The organism is Streptomyces boninensis (assembly GCF_048572725.1).
Taxonomy (GTDB): Bacteria; Actinomycetota; Actinomycetes; order Streptomycetales; family Streptomycetaceae; genus Streptomyces; species Streptomyces boninensis.
This window is the reverse complement of record NZ_CP183837.1, coordinates 1816621-1837740: the sequence shown is the minus strand read 5'-3', so window position 1 is coordinate 1837740 and position 21120 is coordinate 1816621. Positions and strand designations below refer to the sequence as shown.

22 protein-coding genes are annotated in these 21120 nt (G+C 71.1%); 12 read left to right on the top strand and 10 right to left on the bottom strand.

What is annotated here, in order from left to right:
- Window positions 1–27: 27 nt before the first annotated feature.
- The gene (locus ACNNMR_RS08210) at window positions 28–1089 is read left to right on the top strand and encodes an aminotransferase class V-fold PLP-dependent enzyme (RefSeq protein ID WP_419993867.1); all 1062 of its coding nucleotides are present in this window, start codon (window positions 28–30) and stop codon (window positions 1087–1089) included.
- Window positions 1090–1120: 31 nt separating this feature from the next.
- On the opposite strand, the gene thpD is transcribed toward ACNNMR_RS08210, so the two are convergent.
- The 4 genes from thpD to ectA all read right to left on the bottom strand — a co-directional run bounded on the left by thpD (window position 1121) and on the right by ectA (window position 4390).
- Window positions 1121–2014, bottom strand: a complete 894-nt coding sequence (gene thpD, locus ACNNMR_RS08205; protein ID WP_419993866.1) for an ectoine hydroxylase — start codon at window positions 2012–2014, stop codon at window positions 1121–1123.
- 6 nt (window positions 2015–2020) lie between these two features.
- Window positions 2021–2419, bottom strand: coding sequence for an ectoine synthase (locus tag ACNNMR_RS08200; protein ID WP_419993865.1), 399 nt, complete (start codon window positions 2417–2419; stop codon window positions 2021–2023).
- 89 nt (window positions 2420–2508) lie between these two features.
- Window positions 2509–3771, bottom strand: a complete 1263-nt coding sequence (gene ectB / locus ACNNMR_RS08195) for a diaminobutyrate--2-oxoglutarate transaminase (protein ID WP_419993864.1) — start codon at window positions 3769–3771, stop codon at window positions 2509–2511.
- 67 nt (window positions 3772–3838) lie between these two features.
- On the bottom strand, window positions 3839–4390 hold the full coding sequence (ectA, locus tag ACNNMR_RS08190) for a diaminobutyrate acetyltransferase (protein ID WP_419993863.1): 552 nt from the start codon (window positions 4388–4390) through the stop codon (window positions 3839–3841).
- 322 nt (window positions 4391–4712) lie between these two features.
- On the opposite strand from ectA, the gene ACNNMR_RS08185 reads away from it, so the two are divergent.
- A complete protein-coding gene (locus ACNNMR_RS08185) occupies window positions 4713–5810 on the top strand; it encodes an amidohydrolase family protein (RefSeq protein WP_419993862.1) in 1098 nt (365 codons plus the stop codon).
- 112 nt (window positions 5811–5922) lie between these two features.
- Window positions 5923–6873, top strand: coding sequence for an SCO1860 family LAETG-anchored protein (locus ACNNMR_RS08180; protein WP_419993861.1), 951 nt, complete (start codon window positions 5923–5925; stop codon window positions 6871–6873).
- Between the two features lie 118 nt (window positions 6874–6991).
- Here the strand turns inward: ACNNMR_RS08180 and ACNNMR_RS08175 are convergent, their stop codons facing one another.
- Window positions 6992–7219 (bottom strand): hypothetical protein, encoded by a 228-nt coding sequence (locus tag ACNNMR_RS08175; RefSeq protein ID WP_419993860.1) that lies wholly within the window; start codon window positions 7217–7219, stop codon window positions 6992–6994.
- Window positions 7220–7245: 26 nt separating this feature from the next.
- A complete protein-coding gene (locus ACNNMR_RS08170) occupies window positions 7246–8439 on the bottom strand; it encodes an anion permease (RefSeq protein WP_419993859.1) in 1194 nt (397 codons plus the stop codon).
- Between the two features lie 237 nt (window positions 8440–8676).
- Here ACNNMR_RS08170 and ACNNMR_RS08165 point away from each other — a divergent pair, with 237 nt between their 5' ends.
- Window positions 8677–9270: a class II aldolase/adducin family protein gene (locus ACNNMR_RS08165; RefSeq protein ID WP_420000290.1), complete on the top strand. Its 594-nt coding sequence runs from the start codon at window positions 8677–8679 to the stop codon at window positions 9268–9270.
- 50 nt (window positions 9271–9320) lie between these two features.
- Here ACNNMR_RS08165 and ACNNMR_RS08160 read toward each other — a convergent pair whose 3' ends face one another.
- Window positions 9321–10706, bottom strand: a complete 1386-nt coding sequence (locus ACNNMR_RS08160; RefSeq protein WP_419993858.1) for an alpha/beta hydrolase — start codon at window positions 10704–10706, stop codon at window positions 9321–9323.
- Between ACNNMR_RS08160 and ACNNMR_RS08155 the strand changes: the two genes are divergently transcribed.
- A complete protein-coding gene (locus tag ACNNMR_RS08155) occupies window positions 10672–12441 on the top strand; it encodes a serine/threonine-protein kinase (protein ID WP_419993857.1) in 1770 nt (589 codons plus the stop codon). The two genes, ACNNMR_RS08160 and ACNNMR_RS08155, sit on opposite strands and share 35 nt — an antisense overlap.
- Window positions 12442–12559: 118 nt before the next feature.
- On the opposite strand, the gene ACNNMR_RS08150 is transcribed toward ACNNMR_RS08155, so the two are convergent.
- The gene (locus ACNNMR_RS08150) at window positions 12560–13921 is read right to left on the bottom strand and encodes a hypothetical protein (protein ID WP_419993856.1); all 1362 of its coding nucleotides are present in this window, start codon (window positions 13919–13921) and stop codon (window positions 12560–12562) included.
- Window positions 13922–14036: 115 nt separating this feature from the next.
- Window positions 14037–14942 (bottom strand): neutral zinc metallopeptidase, encoded by a 906-nt coding sequence (locus tag ACNNMR_RS08145; RefSeq protein WP_419993855.1) that lies wholly within the window; start codon window positions 14940–14942, stop codon window positions 14037–14039.
- A gap of 181 nt (window positions 14943–15123) precedes the next feature.
- Here ACNNMR_RS08145 and ACNNMR_RS08140 point away from each other — a divergent pair, with 181 nt between their 5' ends.
- The 3 genes from ACNNMR_RS08140 (at window position 15124) to ACNNMR_RS08130 (ending at window position 18108) form a co-directional block, all read left to right on the top strand.
- Window positions 15124–16722 carry an ABC-F family ATP-binding cassette domain-containing protein gene (locus ACNNMR_RS08140; RefSeq protein WP_419993854.1) on the top strand — a complete coding sequence of 533 codons (1599 nt, stop codon included), beginning with the start codon at window positions 15124–15126 and terminating at the stop codon, window positions 16720–16722.
- Between the two features lie 311 nt (window positions 16723–17033).
- On the top strand, window positions 17034–17252 hold the full coding sequence (locus ACNNMR_RS08135) for a helix-turn-helix domain-containing protein (RefSeq protein ID WP_182853556.1): 219 nt from the start codon (window positions 17034–17036) through the stop codon (window positions 17250–17252).
- A 64-nt stretch (window positions 17253–17316) separates the two neighbouring features.
- On the top strand, window positions 17317–18108 hold the full coding sequence (locus ACNNMR_RS08130) for an enoyl-CoA hydratase/isomerase family protein (RefSeq protein ID WP_419993853.1): 792 nt from the start codon (window positions 17317–17319) through the stop codon (window positions 18106–18108).
- 532 nt (window positions 18109–18640) lie between these two features.
- Here the strand turns inward: ACNNMR_RS08130 and ACNNMR_RS08125 are convergent.
- Window positions 18641–19249: a hypothetical protein gene (locus ACNNMR_RS08125; RefSeq protein ID WP_419993852.1), complete on the bottom strand. Its 609-nt coding sequence runs from the start codon at window positions 19247–19249 to the stop codon at window positions 18641–18643.
- A 104-nt stretch (window positions 19250–19353) separates the two neighbouring features.
- Here ACNNMR_RS08125 and ACNNMR_RS08120 point away from each other — a divergent pair, with 104 nt between their 5' ends.
- The 4 genes from ACNNMR_RS08120 to ACNNMR_RS08105 are packed head-to-tail and all read left to right on the top strand — an operon-like array spanning window position 19354 to window position 21117.
- Window positions 19354–19821, top strand: a complete 468-nt coding sequence (locus ACNNMR_RS08120) for an Asp23/Gls24 family envelope stress response protein (protein WP_420000289.1) — start codon at window positions 19354–19356, stop codon at window positions 19819–19821.
- Between the two features lie 19 nt (window positions 19822–19840).
- Complete coding sequence (locus ACNNMR_RS08115) at window positions 19841–20035, top strand: hypothetical protein (RefSeq protein WP_165235135.1); 195 nt, start codon at window positions 19841–19843, stop codon at window positions 20033–20035.
- Between the two features lie 60 nt (window positions 20036–20095).
- A complete protein-coding gene (locus ACNNMR_RS08110; protein WP_420000288.1) occupies window positions 20096–20470 on the top strand; it encodes a hypothetical protein in 375 nt (124 codons plus the stop codon).
- The gene (locus ACNNMR_RS08105) at window positions 20467–21117 is read left to right on the top strand and encodes a DUF6286 domain-containing protein (protein WP_419993851.1); all 651 of its coding nucleotides are present in this window, start codon (window positions 20467–20469) and stop codon (window positions 21115–21117) included. The genes ACNNMR_RS08110 and ACNNMR_RS08105 overlap by 4 nt, the downstream gene beginning before the upstream one ends.
- Window positions 21118–21120: the final 3 nt, after the last annotated feature.

Below are 21120 nucleotides of genomic sequence, written 5' to 3'. Positions count from 1 at the left end.
GCAAGCGCCTCCGTAAGGTACGTCCCCATGGACGCCCTGATCAGCACCGAATTCCGCCCGAAGGTCACCCACCTCGACACCGCCGCCACCGGCCTGCTCCCGGCCCGCGCCGCCGCCGCCCTCCGCGAGGGCGTCGACGCGCTCACCGGGGCCCGGCCGCTCGGAGCCAGTCAGCATGAGGCCGTCGCCGCCGCGCGCAGCGCCTTCGCGCGGATCGAGGAGGTGCCGGAGGAGTGGGTGTCCGTGGGGAGTTCGGTGTCGATCCATGTCGGGATCGTCGCGGAGGCGCTTCCCGCGGGCGCCGAAGTGCTGCTCCCCGAGGGCGACTTCAGCTCACTCGTCACGCCCTTTCTGATACGCCGTGACCTGCGCGTGCGCGCCGTACCCGCCGACCGGATCGCGGACGAGGTGCGGCCGGGCACCGACCTGGTCGCCGTCAGCTCCGTGCAGTTCGACAGCGGCCGGATCGTCGACCTCGACGCGGTCAGGGAAGCGGCCCGTACGCACAACGCCCGCACCCTCATCGACACCACCCAGGGCGTCGGCTGGCGCCCGCCCGTGGCGGCGGACTTCGATGTCACCGTGTGCGGCGCGTACAAGTGGCTGATGCATCCGCGCGGCGGCTCGTACCTCACCGCCTCCGAGGAGGCGCGGGAGTGGCTGCGGCCGCTCTTCGCGAGCTGGATGGCCGCCGCGGACCCGGGGGCGAGCGTGGCCGGGGGAGTGCGCGAGCTGGCGCCGACCGCCCGCCGCTATGACCAGAGCCCGCCGTTCCTGCCGTACATCGCCGGACAGCACACCCTCGCCCTCATCGAGGAACTCGGCGGCCCCGGGCGCATCGGCGCCCACAACACCGCCCTGGCGGACCGCTTCCGCGCCGGGCTCGTGGACCTCGGATACGAGCCCGCCCCCGCGCCCGGCTCGGCGATCGTGAGCCTCCCGGGCCGCGCGGATCTGGTGGAGCGGCTGAAGGCGGCCGGCATCGTCGCCTCCGCCCGCGGTGGCCTGCGCGTCGCCTTCCACCTCTACAACACCGAAGCGGACGCCGACCGCACCCTCCAGGTGCTGGCCGACGCCCGCTCCGACTAGACAGGGCTCCAGGCGGCGGAGCCGCAAATTGTCACAGCACCGGCGTGAAGTCCCGCGCACCAATGAACTCCGGCCGCCGGATCGGCGCCGCGAACGGCTCCACCGCAGTGTTCTCCACGCTGTTGAAGACGATGAAGACATTGCTGCGCGGGTACGGCGTGATGTTGTCGCCGGAGCCGTGCATCGCGTTGCAGTCGAACCAGGTCGCCGAGCCGGGGGCGCCGGTGAAGAGCTTGATGCCGTGCGCATCAGCCATCTTCATCAGCGCCTCGTCGGACGGCGTGCCCGCGTCCTGCATCTGCAGCGACTTTTTGTAGTTGTCCCTCGGAGTTTCCCCCGCACACCCGAGGAATGATTTGTGCGACCCCGGCATGATCATGAGGCCGCCGTTGGTTTCGTAGTTCTCGGTGAGCGCGATCGAGACCGAGACGGTGCGCATGTTCGGCAGGCCGTCCTCGGCGTGCCAGGTCTCGAAGTCCGAGTGCCAGTAGAAACCGGTGGCCCCGAAGCCGGGCTTGACGTTGATCCGGGACTGGTGGACGTAGACGTCCGAGCCCAGGATCTGGCGGGCCCGCTCCAGCACCCGCTCGTCGCGGACGAGGCCCGCGAACACCTCACTGATCTTGTGCACCTCGAAGACGGTGCGCACGTCCTGGGATTGCTTTTCGACGATGGAGCGCTCGTCGGCGCGGATCCCAGGGTCGGAGACGAGTCGGTCGAGTTCGGCCTTGTAGATGTCGACCTCGTCCGGGGTGATGAGCTGGTCCATCGCCATGAAGCCGTTGCGCTCGTACGCCTCCAGCTCCCACGGGTGGATCGGTCCCTCCGCGTCGGGCCCGGACCAGACGACCGGGTCCTGGCGGGGGGTGTTCACCTCGGTTGCGCCACGTGTCGGATAGAGATCTGTCACGGTGGCCGTGGGCATGGTGGTTCAGTCCTCCTCAGTCAGCAGTGGATACACGCCGTTCTCGTCGTGGTCCTCGCGCCCCGTGACCGGCGGGTTGAAGACGCACAGGCAGCGGAAGTCTTCCTTGATCCGCATGGTGTGCTTCTCGTGCCCGTTGAGCAGGTACATCACGCCGGGCGTGATGCGGTGCTTCTCTCCGGTCTCGTCGTTGGTGAGCTCCGCTTCTCCCTCGATGCAGACGACGGCCTCGATGTGGTTGGCGTACCACATCGAAGTCTCGGTACCCGCATAGAGCGTGGTCTCGTGCAGGGAGAAGCCGACCTTCTCCTTGGCGAGAACGAGTCGCTTGCTCTCCCAGGTTCCGGACGCGGCCTTGACGTGCCGGTCCGTGCCCTCGATGTCCTTGAACGATCGGACGATCACGGTGTTTTCTTACCTTTCTTCTTTCGTGCCCCCGGGCCGGCCCCGTGGTGTCGGGGCCGGCCCGGAAGTCTTACTGAAGACTGTGCCTGTCAGGCGGTCTCACGGATAGCCCGCGCGAGGGTCCGCAGCCCCTCGTCGAGCTCGTCGGGCGTGGTGGTCAGCGCCGGCAGCAGCTTGACGACCTCGCTCTCCGGACCGGAGGTCTCGATGATGAGACCGAGGTCGAAGGCGCGCCGGGCGATCTTGTTGGCGCGCGTCTTGTCCTCGAACTCCACGCCCCAGGCCATGCCCCGGCCGCGGTAGGACGCGCCCGAGTGCTCGGCGCAGATGGTGCGCAGCGCGGCCTCGATCTGGTTGCCGCGCTCGATGGTCTGCTTCTCCATCTGCCCGTCGGCCCAGTACGTGTCCAGGGTCGCGGTCGCGGTCACGAAGGCCGGGTTGTTGCCGCGGAAGGTGCCGTTGTGCTCGCCCGGCTCCCACACGTCCAGCTCCGGCTTGAAGAGCGTCAGCGACATCGGCAGGCCGTAACCGCTGATGGACTTCGACAGGGTGACGATGTCCGGCGTGATGCCCGCCTCCTCGAAGGAGAAGAACCCGCCGGTGCGGCCGCAGCCCATCTGGATGTCGTCGACGATCAGCAGCATGTCCCAGCGCTTGCAGACGTCGGCGAGCTTGCGCAGCCACTCGGCGCTGGCGACGTTGATGCCGCCCTCGCCCTGGATGGTCTCGACGATGACCGCCGCCGGCTGGTTGAGGCCGGAGCCGGAGTCCTCCAGCAGCCGCTCGAACCAGATGAAGTCCGGGGTCTGCCCGTCGAGGTAGTTGTCGAACGGCATCGGGGTGCCGTGGACGAGGGGGATGCCCGCGCCCGCCCGCTTGAAGGCGTTGCCGGTGACGGCCAGGGAGCCGAGCGACATGCCGTGGAAGGCGTTGGTGAAGGAGATGACCGACTCGCGGCCCTTCACCTTGCGGGCCAGCTTCAGCGCGGCCTCGACGGCGTTGGTGCCTGTCGGGCCCGGGAACATGACCTTGTACGGCAGGTCACGCGGCCGCAGGATCACGTCCTGGAAGGTCTCCAGGAAGGCGCGCTTGGCGGTGGTGCCCATGTCGAGGCCGTGGGTGATGCCGTCGCGCTCGATGTAGTCGATCAGCGCGCGTTTCAGCACCGGGTTGTTGTGGCCGTAGTTCAGGGATCCGGCGCCGGCGAAGAAGTCGAGGTAGGTGTGGCCGTCCTCGTCGTACAGATAGCTGCCCTGGGCCCGGTCGAAGACCGTGGGCCAGCCACGGCAGTAGCTGCGCACCTCCGACTCCAGGGTCTCGAAGACGCTCAGGTCCGGCTGGGTGATGGTCACAGCGAATCGCTCCTGTTTCACAGAAGAGGGTGAAGTGGGGGGTTGGCTTCGGATGGCTTGCGGTTGGTCAGTCCGTCAGCGGGCCAATGGTGTAGAGCAGCTCCGGCTCGTGCTCGCCGCCCTCGGGGAAGACCTCCCCGGGGAAGAGCACCTCGCGGTCCACGCCGGCGCCGTGGCGGCGGGCGAAGGAGCGGAAGAGCCGGTCGGACGCGGTGTTGTCCGGCGTGATGGTGGTCTCCAGGCGGGTGACGCCGTGCGCGGCGCGCACCTTCGCGTCGAGCCCGTCGAGCAGCTTGCCGGCGAGGCCGCGTCCCTGATGGGTGGCGTCGACGGCCACCTGCCATACGACAAGGGTGTCCTGGCGGTCCGGGCGTATGTAGCCGGTGACGAAGCCGACCGGCTCGCCGCCCGCGCCGCGGGCCACAATGGACGTTGCCGCGAAGTCGCGACACCACAGCAGGTAGCTGTAGGAGGAGTTGAGATCCAGGGTTCTGGAGTCGCGGGCGATCCGCCAGATCGCGGCTCCGTCTTCCACCCGGGGCGTGTCGAGTGCCGTCTCCTCCGTGCTTTCCGAATTGCTCTCTGTCGGTCCTGCTAGGTCTGCTTGTGCGGCAGTCATGCGGATTAAATTTACCGAGGAGAAATGCAAAACGCACGTCTCGAAGGTCTTACACTGATCGTTCGAGTGTGTTATGGCGCAGGTCGCGAAGTGTCCGTTCTGCCCGGGTATTACTGGACGAAACGGACACCCTGTGGAGTGAGTCACACCTTGTAAATTGGATGCAGAATCTTGGTGTTTAAGCTCTGGGAATCGGGGCAGAAGAAAAACGGCGGAATGCACCCTGAATTCCTTACTTAAATGCGCCGCCAATTCACTCCGCGTGACGATTGCACGCCCCCGGTCGCCGGTATGCCACCTTCCGCGGCCTAGGCTGCCCCCTATGAGCGATGGCGCGGTGCTGCACGTACGTGGCCGGGTGCTGACCGGTCCCGGGGACGAGGATGTACGGGACGAGCTGTGGGTGCTGGACGGCCGCATCACCTTCCGCCGCCCGGTCGGCGACTACGACGTCACCGAGATCGACGGCTGGGTGCTGCCGGGCCTCGTCGACGCCCACTGCCACGTCGGCCTCGACGCCCACGGCGCCGTCGACGAGGTCACCAGCGAGAAGCAGGCGGTGACCGACCGCGACATCGGCGCGCTGCTGCTGCGCGACGCCGGATCCCCCGCCGACACCCGCTGGATCGACGACCGCGAGGACCTGCCCCGCATCATCCGCGCGGGCCGGCACATCGCCCGTACCAAGCGCTACATCCGCAACTACGCACACGAGATCGAGCCGGAAGACCTCGTCGCGTACGTCCGCCAGGAGGCCCGCCGCGGCGACGGCTGGGTGAAGCTGGTCGGCGACTGGCTGGACCGCGGGACGGGCGACCTGGCCTTCTGCTGGCCCGCCGGGGTCGTCCAGGACGCCATCGCCGAGGCCCACCGGCACGGCGCCCGCGTCACCGCGCACTGCTTCGCCGAGGAGTCCCTCGCGCCGCTGGTGGAGGCGGGCATCGACTGCATTGAGCACGCCACCGGGCTCACCGAGGACCTGATCCCGCTCTTCGCCGAGCGCGGCGTCGCCATCGTGCCGACGCTGGTCAACATCGCCACCTTCCCGGCGATCGCGGCGGGCGGCGAGGCCAAGTTCCCGCGCTGGGCGGAGCACATGCGCAGGCTGCACGAGCGCCGCTACGAGACCGTGCGGTCCGCGTACGAGGCGGGGGTCCCCGTGTACGCGGGCACGGACGCGGGCGGCGGCCTCGCGCACGGCCTGGTTGCACAGGAAGTAGCCGAACTGGTGGCCGCAGGGCTCCCCGCGCGCGCCGCCCTGTCGGCCGCCTCGTGGGGCGCGCGGGAGTGGCTCGGGCGCCCCGGGATTGACGAGGGAGTGTCCGCGGACTTCGTGGTGTACGAGTCGGATCCGCGGGATGACGTGCGAGTTCTGGGGGCGCCGAGGCGAATTGTGCTGCGCGGGAAGGTAGTTGGCTGAAGAGCCTAAAACCACCCGATGGGGTGAATGGACGCTGAGTTGTCACGGCGTCACCCTTAGTGCGTAAACATGGCGGGGACATTGACCAGTTGAACGTTCGAGAGGTCCCGCCTTGAACAGCACCGCCGTCGCCCTCACGGCCCGCCGCACCGCCACCATCCTCGCCGCCACCGCGCTCATCGGCGCCTCGGCCCCCGTCCTTGCCCACGCGACCGGCGGCGGTGATACGGGCTCGGGTGACGGGCGCGCGTCCGCCGCGGTGCTGCGGAGCGAGCTCGACGTATCGCTGCTGAACAAGACCATCAATGTCCCGCTGCGGGCCACTCTCAACGAGGTGCACGCGCCCAAGGCCGCCGAGAAGACCGCGCTGACCCTCAGCCTCGACGGCGTCAACAAGGGGCGGCCTTTCCAGATGCTGGGCGCCGATGTGGCCACGGCGAAGGCCTCCTCCGACAAGCACAAGGCGGAGGCGATGTCCCGCCTCGCGCGCGCCAAAGTGCATGTGCCCGGGCTGCCCGCGCTGTCGCTGATCGAGGTCGGGGCCGTCACGTCCACGGCGGTCTGCGCCGCGGGCGAAAAGCCCGTGGCGGACTCCAAGTTGGTCGGCCCGGTGCGCATCCTCGGCAAGAAGCTCAATGTCACGGCAGGCGGCCCGCCCGCCAAGGTGACCGTGCCCGGCGTAGGCGAGGTCACGCTCGGCTTCTCCCAGACCCACACGACCGACCGGGACGCGACGGCGGCGGCCCTGAAGCTGACCGTGTCCGTCAACCCGCTCAAGCTCAACGTGGCCGAAGTCGAGGGCGAGATCGCCCTGGTGGAGGCCAGCTGCCACGCGCCGTCGGCGCCGAAGGGCCACAGCGGCCGCACCCTGCCCGCGCCCGTGGAGAAGCCCGCCGAGAAGGACGTCAAGGCGCAGGGCGCCGCGGCCCCGGCCAAGCCGGGCGCGAACCTCGCGGAGACCGGCGGCGACAGCAACACCCCGTACCTGATCGGCGGCGCGGCCATCCTGGTCGGCGCGGGCCTCGGCTCCCTCGCGCTGGCGCGGCGGCGGGCGGGCCGCTGAGCGGCTCCGCCGCGGACGGGCGCCGCCGCGGACGGGCGCTGCCGAAAATGCCGGGGCTCCGCCCCGGACCCCGCATGGCTTCGCGCCGGGGGTCCGGGGCGGAGCCCCGGCATGTCGCCTACTTGACGATCAGATAGATCCCGTACGCCACCACCGCGGCACACACCGCGAAGCACACCATCGCGCCCGCCCGCGCCCCGCCCGAGGGCGCCGCGGCCTCGCCGCCCTCCGGGGCGGCCTTGCGCGCCGTGCCGATGATGCCGAGCGTGAAGACGCCCACGATGCCCACGGTGACGACGAGGCTGACGCCGAAGACCTCGCCCAGTGCGGCCCAGTCGATGCTCATGTTCCGTATTCCTTTCGAGCGGGCCGTCAGGCCGTGGCCCGGCTGGCCGCCGTCGTGCCGGTCGGGGCGGCGGGCGCCGGGATGGTGACCGGGTCGACCGGCGCGTCGGCGTCGGCATGGACCTCATTGACGTTCGTGTGGTCCACCGCATTGCGGCGGGAGGCCGCCCAGATCGCGGCGCAGGCGGCGATGCCGAGCACGGCCACCACGACCACACCCCAGTCGCCCTGCCCGGCGAGGAACGCCGCGGCCCCCGCGACCAGACCCGCGGCCGGCAGCGTAAGACCCCAGGCGGCGACCATCCGGGAGGCCGTCGACCAGCGCACCACGCCGCCCTTCTTGCCCACGCCCGCGCCCAGGATCGAGCCGGAGCAGACCTGCGTCGTGGAGAGCGCGAAGCCCAGGTGCGAGGAGGCGAGGATGACCGTGGCCGAGCTGGTCTGCGCGGCGAAGCCCTGCGGGGGCTGGATGTCGGTCAGGCCCTTGCCCATGGTGCGGATGATCCGCCAGCCGCCCAGGTACGTACCCAGCGCGATGGCCACCGCGGCCGAGACGATGACCCACATGGGCGGGTCCGAGTTGGGCGCCACCACGCCACCGGTGATCAGCGCCAGGGTGATCACACCCATGGTCTTCTGCGCGTCATTGGTGCCGTGCGCCAGCGAGACGAGGGCGCCGGAGGCGATCTGCCCGGCGCGGTAGCCCTTGGCGGTGTCCTCCGGGTGGCGGTTCTTGCCCAGCCGGTACGTGAGCCGGGTCGCCGCCATCGCCGCGATGCCCGCCACCAGCGGGGCGGCGATCGCCGGGATGAGGACCTTCATCACGATCGCGTCCGCGTGGATGCCGCTCCAGCCGACCGACACCAGCGTGGCGCCGATCAGGCCGCCGAAGAGCGCGTGCGAGGAGCTGGAGGGAAGCCCGGCGAGCCAGGTGAGCAGATTCCACACGATGGCACCGACCAGCCCGGCAAAGATCACTTCGGGCTTGATACCGGCCCCTTCGTCGATGATGCCGCCGGAGATGGTCTTGGCCACTTCCACCGAGAGGAAGGCGCCGACGAGGTTGAGAACCGCGGACATCGCCACCGCTGTCTTGGGCTTGAGAGCCCCGGTGGAGATCGTGGTGGCCATGGCGTTGGCCGTGTCGTGGAACCCGTTCGTGAAGTCGAACACCAGGGCCGTGACGATCACGACTCCGATGAGGAGAGTGAGGTGTTCCATGTACCCAGCAATCCACTCGAACGTAAGGGGGCGAGTGGAACGTAGGAAGCCAGAGTGAACGGAAGATGAACTAGGCCGGTCCGCGTGATGACACCGTCGAACGGATAAGGGCAAGAGGCCCTTGAGTGCGCCTCCGAAAGCCCTGCCGAGTGTGAATGACCATGAACCTATCGTGAAGCGGAATGAGGGATCGAGTTGCGCGAAGCGTGGCTGGAGCTGGCGGCGACGGCACGGCGGATGACCGAGGACGCCCTGGTCGTAGGCACATCGGGCAATGTCTCGGTGCGCGTCGGCGACGACCGGGTGCTGGTGACGCCGAGCGGCGTCCCGTACGAGGCGCTGGCGACCACCGACCCCGTCGCGGTGAACCTGGCCGGACAGCAGGTGAACGGGAAGCTCAAGCCGACAAGTGAGCTCCCGTTGCACCTCTCCATCTACGCGAGCACGCCCGCGCGCGCCGTCGTCCACACGCACGCCGTCCACGCGACGGCCGTCTCGACGCTCGTGGACGAGGTCCCGCCGATCCACTACATGACGGCGGCGCTGGGCGGGGTGGTGCGGGTGGCGCCGTACGCCCTGTACGGGACGGAGGAACTGGCGCGGGGGATGGCCGCGGCGCTGGCGGACCGCACGGGGTGCCTGCTCCGTAACCACGGCACGATCGTGTACGGCGACACGCTGGCGGAGGCGTACGACCGGACCGCCCAGCTGGAGTGGATGTGCCGGGTCTGGCTGACGGCGCGGTCGGCGGGGGTGGGGGAGCCGGCGCTGCTGACGGAGGCGCAGGTGGCGGCGGCGGGGGAGAAGCTGCGGGGGTACGGGCAGCGCTGACGCGCTGGCCAGTGCGGCTGGCGTGCTGGTCAGAGCAGCGGGCGTGCTGGTCAGAGCAGCGGCGTCAGGAACCTGCGCAGCGTCTCCTCGTACGCCGCCGGATCCACGTTCCACAGCGCCGCGTGCCGCCCGCCGGCGACAGGATGCAGCGTCGCCAGGTCGGGCGAGCCCGCCACCAGCGCCCGCGAACCGGCCCAGTCCGCGACCGTATCGCCGGGCCCGTGGATGACGAGCGTCGGCACGGCCGGGAGCGCGGGCCGCACGGGCTCGTCGTACGAGTCGAGCCCCGTGCGCGCCTCGGCCGACAGCTCGGCGAGCCGGGCCAGCGCCCGCGGCAGCCCCCGCTCCGCGGCGAGCGCGCGCACCGCCGCGCGCCAGTCGAGCACGGGGGAGTCCAGCACCAGCCCGGAGACGTACTCCTTCACCGCCGACCGCTCGGCGGCGAACAGCGCCATCGTGGCCCCGGTCGACCACCCGTACAGCACCACATGCCGCGCCCCCTGCCCCAGCGCGTACCGCACCGCCGCGTCGAGGTCGCGCCACTCGTCGTGCCCGAAGCGGACGACGGCGTCGGGCGCGCCCGGGTCGCCGCGATAGCCGAGCGCCAGGACCGGGAGGCCGGTGCGGTGGAGGGCGGGGAGGACGTTGAACACCTGCTCACGGCTGGCCCCGAGACCGTGCGCGGCGATCACCCAGGTGGTGCGGGTGGCGGGCACGAACCAGGCGGGGAGGGTGCCCGCCTCGCTGGGGATCTCGACGTCCGAGTAGGTGAGGCCGAGGGCGGCGGGGGTGCCGGTGTGGAGCTGCGGGGTGAGGCGGAGCCGGGCGCCGGGGCGGAGGCCGGGGCCGGCCTCGTCGAGGTGGCGGACGATGCGGAGGGGGTCGGCGCTGCCCGGGTCGGAGTGACTCGGCTCGGAGTGACTCGGGTCGGAGTGGCCCGGGCGGGAGCCGCCCGGGTCCGCGTCGCCGATCGGAGGGCCGACCACGCCCTGGGTGCCGTCCGGGCCGGCGAGGGCGTAGGTCCCGGGGAGTTCGGCGGCGGGCGTGCGGCCGAGGGTGACGCGGCCGCCGCCCACGCGGTCGCCGGCCACGCCCAGGACGGTGACGTCCGCGTCGCCGAATCCGGCGGGTCGGTCGCCGGCGAGTGCGGCGCCCGCACCGTAACGCCCTGCCGCGATGGCGAGTCCCGCGGCGCCCAGCAGCGCGGCACCGGCGACCGCTGCGGCGCCGCCGAGACCGTTCGAACGGCGGGGCGGCGCGGGGGCGTCCCAGACGACGCGGGGCACGGCCGGGGCCAGGGCTTTTCGGGATCCGGCCGTACGGGATCCGCGCCGCCGCGGCGGCTGTGCCTGCGCGTTGGCGCCGCCGCCGAGCCAGCCGGCCGCGGCGGCACCCAGGACGGTGGTCGCGGCCGCAGCCGCACGCAAAGGGCGCATCGCCCTTCATTGTCGGAGGAGTTTCGCCCTCCGGCCAGTCAGGCACCCGCACCGGTGTACCTCGGCATGGTCGGTGATCGCCGCGACCGGTACGGTGTGCGATCGACCAAGACCGAAGAGGGGACCGCATGCCCGGGGCGCCGCCGGCACCGACGGACGGGAACGAGTTTCACGGCTACACGCTGCTCCGTCGGCTCGGCTCGGCTCCGGCGGGATGGGTGTCGTCTACCTCGCCACCCGCCCCGACCTCCCCCACCCGGTGGCGCTGAAGGTGATGCGGCCCGAGCTCGCCGACGATCGCGCCTTCCGGGCGCGCTTCACCCGGGAGATCGCGGCGGTGCGGGCCGTACAAGGGCTGCACACCGCGCGTATCATCGACGCCGGGACGGCCGAGGGACGCCCGTACCTCGTCACCGAGCACATCGAGGGCCCGCCCCTCTCCGAGGCGATCGCATCGCGCCCACTCGGGTCCGGGGAGGTCCGGCAACTGGCCCGGTCGCTCGCCGTGGCCCTCTCCGACATCCATGACGCCGGGATCGTCCACCGGGACCTGAAGCCGGCCAATGTGCTCATGGGGCGCGACGGGATCAAGGTCATCGACTTCGGCATCGCGCAGATCGCGGATGCCTCCACGATGCTGACGGGGACGGGGGCCGCGATCGGCACGGCGGGGTACATGGCGCCGGAGCAGGTGCGGGGGACGCCGGGGCCGGCGACGGATGTGTTCGCCTGGGCGGTGACGGTCGCGCATGCGGCGAGCGGGAGGCCGCCGTTCGGTACGGGGCCGACTGACGCGGTGATCTACCGCATCCTGCACGAGGAGCCGGACGCGGGTGCGCTGCCACCGGGGCTGGTGGAGCCGGTCCATGCCGCGCTCGCGAAGGACCCGTCGGCTCGGCCGACGGCCGCGCAGCTCATAGCGATGCTTGACGGCCGGCTGACCGCACCCGCCGTCGAACCGCGCACCGCACCGCTGCCGCCCCCGCCTCCCACCGCCGCCACCCAGCCGCCTGCCCCGCGCCGAAGCGGCGCCCGGCGATGGGTGTTCCGACTCCTGACGATCGCCGTCATCTTGGCCGTGATCAGGGGAATCGTCGCGCTGGCCGGCGCCGAAGACACCGGCGGCGATGACGCCGAGCAGCCCCCCTCCGGCGGGCCCACCAACTCCGCAACAGCCACCGCGGCCGACCGCGTGCACTACAACCCCTTCAAGGCCGGCCACAAGATCCTCCGCCACGCCCACGGCTCCTGCACCAGCCCCTCAGCTGTCGCCCCCACCCGAGCCGACGCGTACTCCTGCTCCGGCACCCTGGACGACCCGCCGGTGGCGGAGATGGACCCGCAGGTCGAACTCGACCCCTGCTTCGCCCCGCCCGACCGCGCGGGCGCCCTGCTGTGCCCGGACACGGTGGAGGTGAGCGCCGACGGCTTCAGCTTCAAGCGCGTCATCCAGTTCGAGCCGACCGAGGCCATGCCGGACCCGGCCCCGGAACCGTCCCCGACCGACGGCGGCTTCTACCCCATCGGCGTACAGCTCAAGGACGGCAACCACTGCCACACCGACCCCTCGGCAACCACAGAGGACGGCCCCCGCGAACTGACCATGCCCTGCGCCGGCGGCTTCGTCACGGTGAACCTGGACGACCCGCTGACCGGCTGGACGGGCAAGTACCAGGCACCACAGACCACGAAGAGCCAGGCGGTCACGATGAAGATCGCGAAGGTCTTCGAGTAGACGCAGGAATGCGCGCCCGACCCGCGCGAAACCAAGCCCGTCCGGCGTTTGAGGACGAGCGCCGCCAGGCGCGACAATCCGCGCTCAGCGCGGGCCAGGGACGGAGGCAGCCCGGGGCCTACGCCCCGCCCGTATGCACCTCGAAAGCCGCCCTCCGCACCGCCTTCGCCAACGCCGGATCCGGATGCGCCGCCGCCAGGGCGACGAGCACCTGCACCGTCCGCGGATGCCCGGCCTCCCGGACCTCCCTGAGCAGCTCGGGCACATTGCCCTGGACCGCGGCGTCCAGATGGCTCACCAGCAGCGGCGCCTCACCGTGATCGGCCACCGCCGCCGCCGTGTCCAGCCACAGCCACGTCGCCTCGCGCCGCGTCAGCGCCTCGGGCGCGTCCTCCGGATCCGCGCCCTCCTGCTCGGCCAGCCACAGCACGGCGTACGGCCGCAGCACCGCCTCGCCGCAGGCGGCTCGTACCGCCGACGCCGCGGGCGCGCCGACCACCCGCAGCGCCTCGAAGGCGAGGCCGCGCACCAGCGCGTCGTCGCCGCGGGCGGACTCCAGCAGCTCCGTCACCGCGCCGCCGGTGGGCCGGGCGGCGAGCCAGGCGCGGTACTCCGCGCGTGCGGGGCCCGGCGAAAGCCCCGCGCAGCCGCGCAGCATCTCCGGTGCGGGCTGCTCGATATTGCCGCCGGCGGGGCTCTGCGCGGCGACGCAGATCTGCTCGAGCTTCGTCCACACCGCCCAGTGCCCCAGGGGAGTGAGGGCCGCCTCACGACGCTCCGCGTCGAGGGTGAGCGCACCGACACCGGCCAGCGCGGTCAGCGTCCAGCCCAGCAGCGCGGGAAGCTCGTCATCCGTATCGGAAGCGCCGGGCGCACCATCGCGCAGCTCCGCCACCCGCTGCCGCAGCAGATCGAGCAGCGCCGGCACCCGCATCGGCCCACCGGACAGATGCAGCAGCGCCAGCACCTGCGGCGTCGCCACCACGACCTCCGCGACCGCCGCCGGATCCGCGTCGTCGGCCGCCGGCCGGGCGAACGACCAGGCGTCGAAGAGCGCCACCCAGCCACGCAGCACCGCACTGTCGTCCCGGTCCCAGGCCCGCAGCCGCCAACCGGGCCTGGCCCGCTCGCCATGCAGCTCGATCAGACCCGTCAGCAGCGCGAAGTCCCAGTCCCGCCCGGCATCGGCACCGCCGAAGGCGGCCTCCGCGGCTTTACGGGACGGCGCCGGCGCGGACTCGGCCCCTGCCGCCGAACGGGAGGGCATCCGCCCTGACTCCGCCCACCGCGCCACCCGTACCGCCCCCGCCAGCAGCTCCCGCGCCTGCGCCGCCAGGCGCACCCGCGGGGCGATGCCGTCGGGCACGCGCGGCTGCCGCCGCGTCCGGTGGCGGACCGCCCGCCGGGCGGAGGCGGCGATCTCCCGTGTGGGTTGCCGCGGTACGAGCTGGAGCCTGGGGTCGCGCGATGTGCCGTCCATCACGGAGACAGTCTTCCCCGTGGCTGCCGGAAAGCCCAATCCGGGGGTGGGTTGGCGGTCAGGAAGGGCCGCCACCCGCTCCGCCACCCACTCCGCCACTCCCTCCGCTACCCGCTCAGCGGAAGGTGTCGCACTGGTTCATGTCCCCCGTCTTCAGCCCCTGCGCGAACCACGCCTGCCGCTGCTTGGACGACCCATGCGTCCAGCTCTCCGGATTGACGTACCCCGTCGCCATCTCCTGGATCCGGTCGTCGCCGACCGCGGCCGCCGCGTCCAGCCCGTCGCGGATGTCGTCCTCGGTCAGCTCGGTGATCAGCGGCCGGCCGGTGGTCTTGTCGGGGGTGGTCATGGCGTTACGGGCCCACACCCCCGCGTAGCAGTCGGCCTGCAGCTCGAGCCGGACCGAGTTGCTCGCCGTGCCCTGGCCCGTATTGGGGCCGATGCGGGCGAAGACGCCGGTCAGGTTCTGTACGTGGTGGCCGTACTCGTGGGCGATGACGTACGCCTGGGCGAACGGGCCGCCGCGGGCGCCGAAGCGGCTCTGCAGCTCGTTGAAGAAGCTCAGGTCCAGGTACACGTTCATGTCCGCCGGGCAGTAGAACGGGCCCACCGCCGAGCTCGCGTTGCCGCAGCCGGTGCTGACGGAACGCGAGTAGATCACCGTGTTGGCGTCCTTGTACGTGCCGCCGCGCTTCTGGAACTCGTCCGACCAGTAGTTCTGCAGGCTGTTGGTGATCGCGACGACACGGCAGTCCATCTTGTCGTTGGCGTCCGCGCCGGTACGGCATTCGCTTGCCAGGTCCGCCGTGTCCGTGGCCCGCGGCCCGGGGTCGGGGGTGGCGTCGTTGAAGCCCAGATTGCTCGGGCCCACCCCGAAGAACGCCCCGACCAGCGCCACGATGATCGCGAGCAGCCCGCCACCCTTGACCGCCGTGCCGCGGCCACCGCCGAAGCCGCCTCCGCCGCGGCGCACGTCCCGTACCTGTGAAGGATCCAGGCCGGCCTTGTCGTCGAACTGCATAGGGATGAGTATGGTCGAAATCGCTCATACCCGCCCTTTACGGGCATGGCCCTGGCAGCTAATTGGGTTGCGGCCCCCCGTAGACTGGCCGCATGGCCATTCTCCTCGTGCATTAGGCGGCGTAGACGACTCCCACGCCCTGTCCGTCCGCCATCCCTTCCTGCTGCCTGGAGAAACCACCGTGATCACCGCCACCGGTCTGGAGCTGCGCGCCGGCGCCCGAATCCTGCTCGAGTCCGCGTCCTTCCGCGTCTCCAAGGGCGACCGCATCGGCCTCGTCGGCCGTAACGGCGCCGGCAAGACCACCCTCACCAAGGTCCTGGCCGGCGAGGCCCAGCCCGCCGCCGGCACCGTCACCCGCAGCGGCGAGGTCGGCTACCTCCCGCAGGACCCGCGCACCGGCGACCTCGACATCCTCGCCCGCGACCGCATCCTCTCCGCCCGCGGCCTCGACACCGTCATCCGCCGCATGCGCGAGGACGAGGACCGGATGGCCAACGGAAAGGGCGCCACCCGCGAGAAGGCCATGAAGCGCTACGAGCGGATGGAGACGGAGTTCCTGACGAAGGGCGGGTACGCCGCCGAGTCGGAGGCCGCCACCATCTCCGCCAGCCTGGGGCTGCCGGACCGGGTGCTGGGGCAGCCGCTGCATACGCTGTCGGGCGGCCAGCGCCGCCGCGTAGAGCTGTCCCGGATCCTCTTCTCGGACTCCGACATCATGCTGCTCGACGAGCCGACGAACCACCTCGACGCCGACTCCATCGTCTGGCTCCGCGACTACCTGAAGACGTACCACGGCGGCTTCATCGTGATCTCCCACGACGAGGACCTGGTCGAGACCGTGGTCAACAAGGTCTTCCTGCTGGACGCCAACCGCTCGGTCATCGACATGTACAACATGGGCTGGAAGCTGTACAAGGCCCAGCGCGAGGCCGACGAGCGGCGCCGCAAGCGCGAGCGGCAGAACGCCGAGAAGAAGGCGGCCGCCCTCAACTCCCAGGCCGACAAGATGCGCGCCAAGGCGACCAAGACCGTCGCCGCGCAGAACATGGCCCGGCGCGCGGAGCGGCTGCTGGCAGGGCTGGAGGAGGTCCGCCAGTCCGACAAGGTCGCGAAGCTCCGCTTCCCGGAGCCGGCGCCCTGCGGCAAGACGCCGCTGATGGCGGAGGGGCTGTCGAAGTCGTACGGCTCGCTGGAGATCTTCACGGACGTTGACCTGGCCGTGGACAAGGGCTCGCGGGTGGTCATCCTCGGCCTGAACGGCGCCGGCAAAACGACTCTGCTGCGGCTGCTGGCGGGCGTCGAGAAGCCGGATACGGGTGCGGTCGTGCCGGGGCACGGGCTGAAGCTCGGCTATTACGCGCAGGAGCACGAGACGCTGGATCCGGACCGTACGGTGCTGGAGAACATGCGGTCGGCGGCGCCGGACATGGACCTGGTGGAGATCCGGAAGATCCTGGGGTCGTTCCTGTTCTCGGGGGACGACGTGGACAAGCCGGCGGGCGTGCTGTCCGGCGGCGAGAAGACTCGCCTGGCGCTGGCGACGCTGGTGGTGTCGTCGGCGAACGTGCTGCTGCTGGACGAGCCGACGAACAACCTCGACCCGGCGAGCCGCGAGGAGATCCTGGGCGCGCTGCGCACCTTCACGGGCGCGGTGGTGCTGGTGACCCACGACGAGGGCGCGGTGGACGCGCTGCAGCCGGAGCGGATCATCCTGCTGCCCGACGGGGTCGAGGACCTGTGGGGCGATGACTACGCGGACCTGGTGGCGCTGGCCTGACCGGCTGCTGATCGACTCGTTCTGGATCATTCGGCTCATGCCTTGATCCATCATCTGAGTGAGATCTGCTCGTACCACCGATCGATCCACCGGATTGGCGGCGCGCCAAGGTCATCGTGCGCCGTCTGCGTGGTATGCGCTTCCTCACCGCTGTGACCTGCGCCAACGTTGGATCTTGCGGGATTCTCGGCGTTCCGGACTCGCCCCTGTCCGGAAAACCTGTTGCGCGGACCTTGCCGAATGGGTGGCCAGCAAGCGATAAAGGGGTGATCATGAGAGTCCAGAGCGCACTTCCGTATGAGGAGGCACGGGTGGCCGAGACTCTGAAGAAGGGCAGCCGGGTTACCGGCGCCGCGCGCGAAAAGCTCGCGGCAGACCTCAAGAAGAAGTACGACTCCGGTGCGAGCATCCGGGCGCTGGCCGAAGAGACCGGCCGCTCCTATGGATTCGTGCATCGGATGCTCAGCGAATCCGGCGTGACCCTTCGCGGTCGCGGCGGTGCGACAAGGGGCAAGAAGGCTTCGGCCTGACGCCTGGTGTGGCATGTGCCACCCGGCCGGCTGCTCGGCCGGCCGGGTGGTTACTGTTCGGTATATGACTTCAGGTGCTGTGAATCAGGACGGCGTACGGGTTGAACTCGACGCCGAGCAAGCCGTAGCCACGATCACGCTTGACCTGCCCGAGCGGCGGAACGCGCAGTCTCCCGCCATGTGGCGGGCGCTCGCCTCGGCGGGTCGTTCGCTTCCCGGCAGCGTGCGGGTGGCGGTGCTGCGGGCGGAGGGCAAATCCTTCTCCGCTGGGTTGGACCGGCAGGCATTCACGCCAGAGGGCTTTCCCGGTGAACCCGGTTTCGTAGAGATGGCCGGGTATTCGGACGACCGTCTAGACGCTCTCATCGCGGAATACCAGGAGGCATTCACCTGGTGGCGCCGTAATGACATCGTTTCCCTCGCCGCGGTGCAGGGGCATGCGATTGGCGCGGGCTTTCAGCTGGCACTTGCCTGTGATGTGCGGGTGTGTGCGGACGATGTGCAGTTCGCGATGCGCGAGACCAGCCTTGGGCTGGTTCCGGACCTCGGCGGTACGCAGCCTTTGGTGCAACTCGTCGGGTATGCGCGGGCGTTGGAGATCTGCGCTACGGGGCGCATGGTGCATGCGGAGGAGGCGGCGCGGGTTGGGCTCGCCAACTTGGTGGTGCCGGCGGGGGAGCTCGCCGGGGCGGTGAGTGACTTGGTGGGGGCGTTGCTTGAGGCGCCGCGGGATGCGGTGGTGGAGACGAAGGCGTTGCTTCGGGGGGCGTTGTCGCGGTCGTATGACGAGCAGCGGGGGGCGGAGCGGGGGGCGCAGGGGCGGCGGTTGCGTGACCTTGCGGGTGTCTCTGACTGAGTTGCTCCTTCCCACCCGCCCGCCCGTTGCTGTGTGCGGCAGGGCGCACCCTGGTTTGGGTGGGTGGGCCGGGGCCGGGGTTCCACGACACCACCGAAAAAACGTGGCGGTCAGCTCGCTGCTCGGTGCTGGGTTTTTTCGGCGGCGTCGTTCCACCCCGGCCCCTCCCTGGGTGGGGCGGCCTGCGGTCAGCCGGGGGGTGGGGTGCGGGTGGCTTGGCATCGGATGGTGACGGCCGCGTCGCCGGGGTGCGGTGGGGGTGGTCTGGTGGGCGCCGGCGCTGCGGAGGGTGTGGCCCGGAGGGGCTGCGGGAGCGTGGCCCGGCACCGGGACTAGGGCAACCAACGTCTAGCGGAGCAGCCCCTCCGGGCCACACCCGGAACCACAGACCCAGCCCCGCGCACCACCACCCCCCAAGCCGCACCAGGCCGCGCGGGCGAGCGCACGCAAATCAAGCCCGCCCGGCGCTTGAGGGCGAGCGCCGCCAGGCGCGATCGTCCAGGGCGCGGCAACCTCGCCGCTCGACGGCGGGTCAGCGGAGAGCGGTGATCAAGATCGCTGCGGTGTCCGCGGGCTCGGCCGAGCGCAGCTCTCGCACGATGTCCAGGGTCCGGCCGCCCGCCAGCGGCAGCTCCACGTGGAGTTCGTCGTGCACCCGGTGCAGCACCGGAGCCGCGAGCCCCGAGGGTTCATCGGGAGGCGGTGTAGGCGCGGGTGTCTCCAGCAGGTCGCTCACCCGTACGTCCACCTCCGACACCTCCAAGCCCACCGCCAGGTCCGCCGCCTCGAACAGCGCCTCCCGCAAGGCGCCAGCCGCATCGCGCAGCGAGCGATCCTGCGAGAGCGCCACCGCGCACTCCGCGGTGACACGCAGCGGCCCCGGCGGCAGCGCGCTCGCCGGCGGGCGCACCGCAGGTTCCGTCCACACCTCGGGATCCGCCAGCGTCAGCCGCACCGAGCGCAGCTCGACCCCGGAGACCTCGGAGACCCCTTGAGCCGCACCCCCGCCCCCGGCGGCATTGCGCAGCACCGCCGCCACCGCCGCCTCCGCGATCCACGCCCCATCCTTCGCCCCGCCCAGCGGCAGCAATCGCCCGAGCCCCAACTGCTCGCGCACCGCCTCCCGCAATGTGTCGGCCATGGTCTCCATCCTGCCGCCTCGGGTAGACCTCCCATAGTGTTGACGTCGGTCGAACGCACAGAAAGGGTGACGCGGTGAACAGCGAGGCCACGGTCAGGCAGAGCATGTCCCCGGAGCGACCCGCGGCCGTGGAGCCGGCGGGGCCTAAGACGCTGGGGACGCGGCGGGGTACCGGGGATCCGGCGACGCGGGGGCGTACGACCATCTCCGACGGTGTCGTCGAGAAGATTGCGGGGCTGGCGGCGCGGGATGTCGTTGGCGTGCATGCGATGGGGGGCGGGTTTTCCCGTACGTACAGCGCCGTTCGGGAGCGGGTGCCGGGGACCGGGAGTCCTAAGTCGGCCGCGGGTGTCAAAGCCGAGGTCGGTGAGGTGCAGACGGCCCTCGATCTTGAGGTCATCGTCGATTACGGGGTGGCCATCTCCGATGTCGCTCGCGATGTGCGGGAGAACGTGATCTCCGCCGTCGAGCGGATGACCGGGCTTGAGGTCGTCGAGGTCAACATCGCCGTCATCGACGTCAAGTTGCCTGACGATGATGATGACGACACCGAGCAGCCGCGGCTGCAGTAAGTAGGGAAGCGGGATCTCCATGAGTATGGCTGTCGTCGGGCTCATCGCCGGCATGGCGCTCGGCTTTGCCGGGTATTTTGGCGGATTCGGGGCCTTTCTGCTGGTGGCGGCGCTCGGCGCCATCGGCTTTGTGGTCGGGCGGGTGCTCGACGGGGACCTTGAGCCGGGGGACTTCTTCCGGCGGCCGTCCGAGCGCGACGACCGGCGGCGGTGACGAGCCGTGGCGCCCGACGCCGAGGTGACCGATGGCGAGGTGCCCAACGCCGATGGCGAGGTGACCAACGCCGATGGCGTGGTGACCGACGCCGATGCCCGCGGTGTGCCCGCGCATGAGCGCGGAGCCACCCGTATCGAGGACCGGGTCATCGCGAAGATCGCCTCGCAGGCGGCCCGCGAGGCGTTGCTGGGTGCGCCGGGGACGGACGCCGCTCATGCGGCGGTCGTGGTGCGCGGTGCGGCCGCCCGGATCCGGGTCGGCGTCGAGCTCGGGTTTCCCTCGGACATCGGGGCGCAGTGCCGGGTGGTGCGTCACGCGGTGGCGGAGAGGGTAAAGGCCTTGGCCGGCTTCGATGTCCCGGAGGTCAGCGTCGAGGTGGAGCGGCTGCACTCCACCCGGCACGGCGGTCCGCGGCAGGGGAGGGTTCGATGAGCGAGGACGAGGGGCGCACGTCGATCGTCTTGGAGAAGGGCGGTGGCTGGGAGCAGTCCGCGTCCTCGGCCGTACATGACCCGGGCGACCGTCGTGCGGGTCCGGCGGAGTTCCGGTTCTGGGCGGTGCGGCGGGTGCCGGCCGCGCTGGTCGCCGGTGGCGGGGTGCTGCTGGCGGGGGTGTTTCTCTACGACATCGTGAAGGTGCGGGCGGAGCAGCCGGGCATGGCCTGGCGGCACCGGCTCGCGGATGAGCTTGCCGTACGTACCGCTGGTGATGCCTGGGTGCTTCTCGGCGGTACGGCCGTGCTGTTGCTCGGCTGCTGGCTGCTCTGGCTCGCCTGCAGCCCCGGGCTGCGCGGGGTGCTGCCGATGCGGCGGCCCGCCGGGGACGTGCGGGCGGGCCTCGACCGCGCCGCCGCCGCCGTGGTGCTGCGCGACCGGGCGATGCAGATCTCCGGGGTGCAGGCGGTGCGCGTCGGGGTGGGGCGGCGACGGGTGACGGCCCGGGCGGATGCGCATTTCCGGGACCTGGACGACGTACGGACGGACCTGGATGCCGTGCTCGGCGAGGGCATCAATGAGCTCGGGCTGGCCCGGCGGCCGGCGCTGACGGTGCAGGTGCGGCGTCCGGATCCGAAGAGGTGAGCG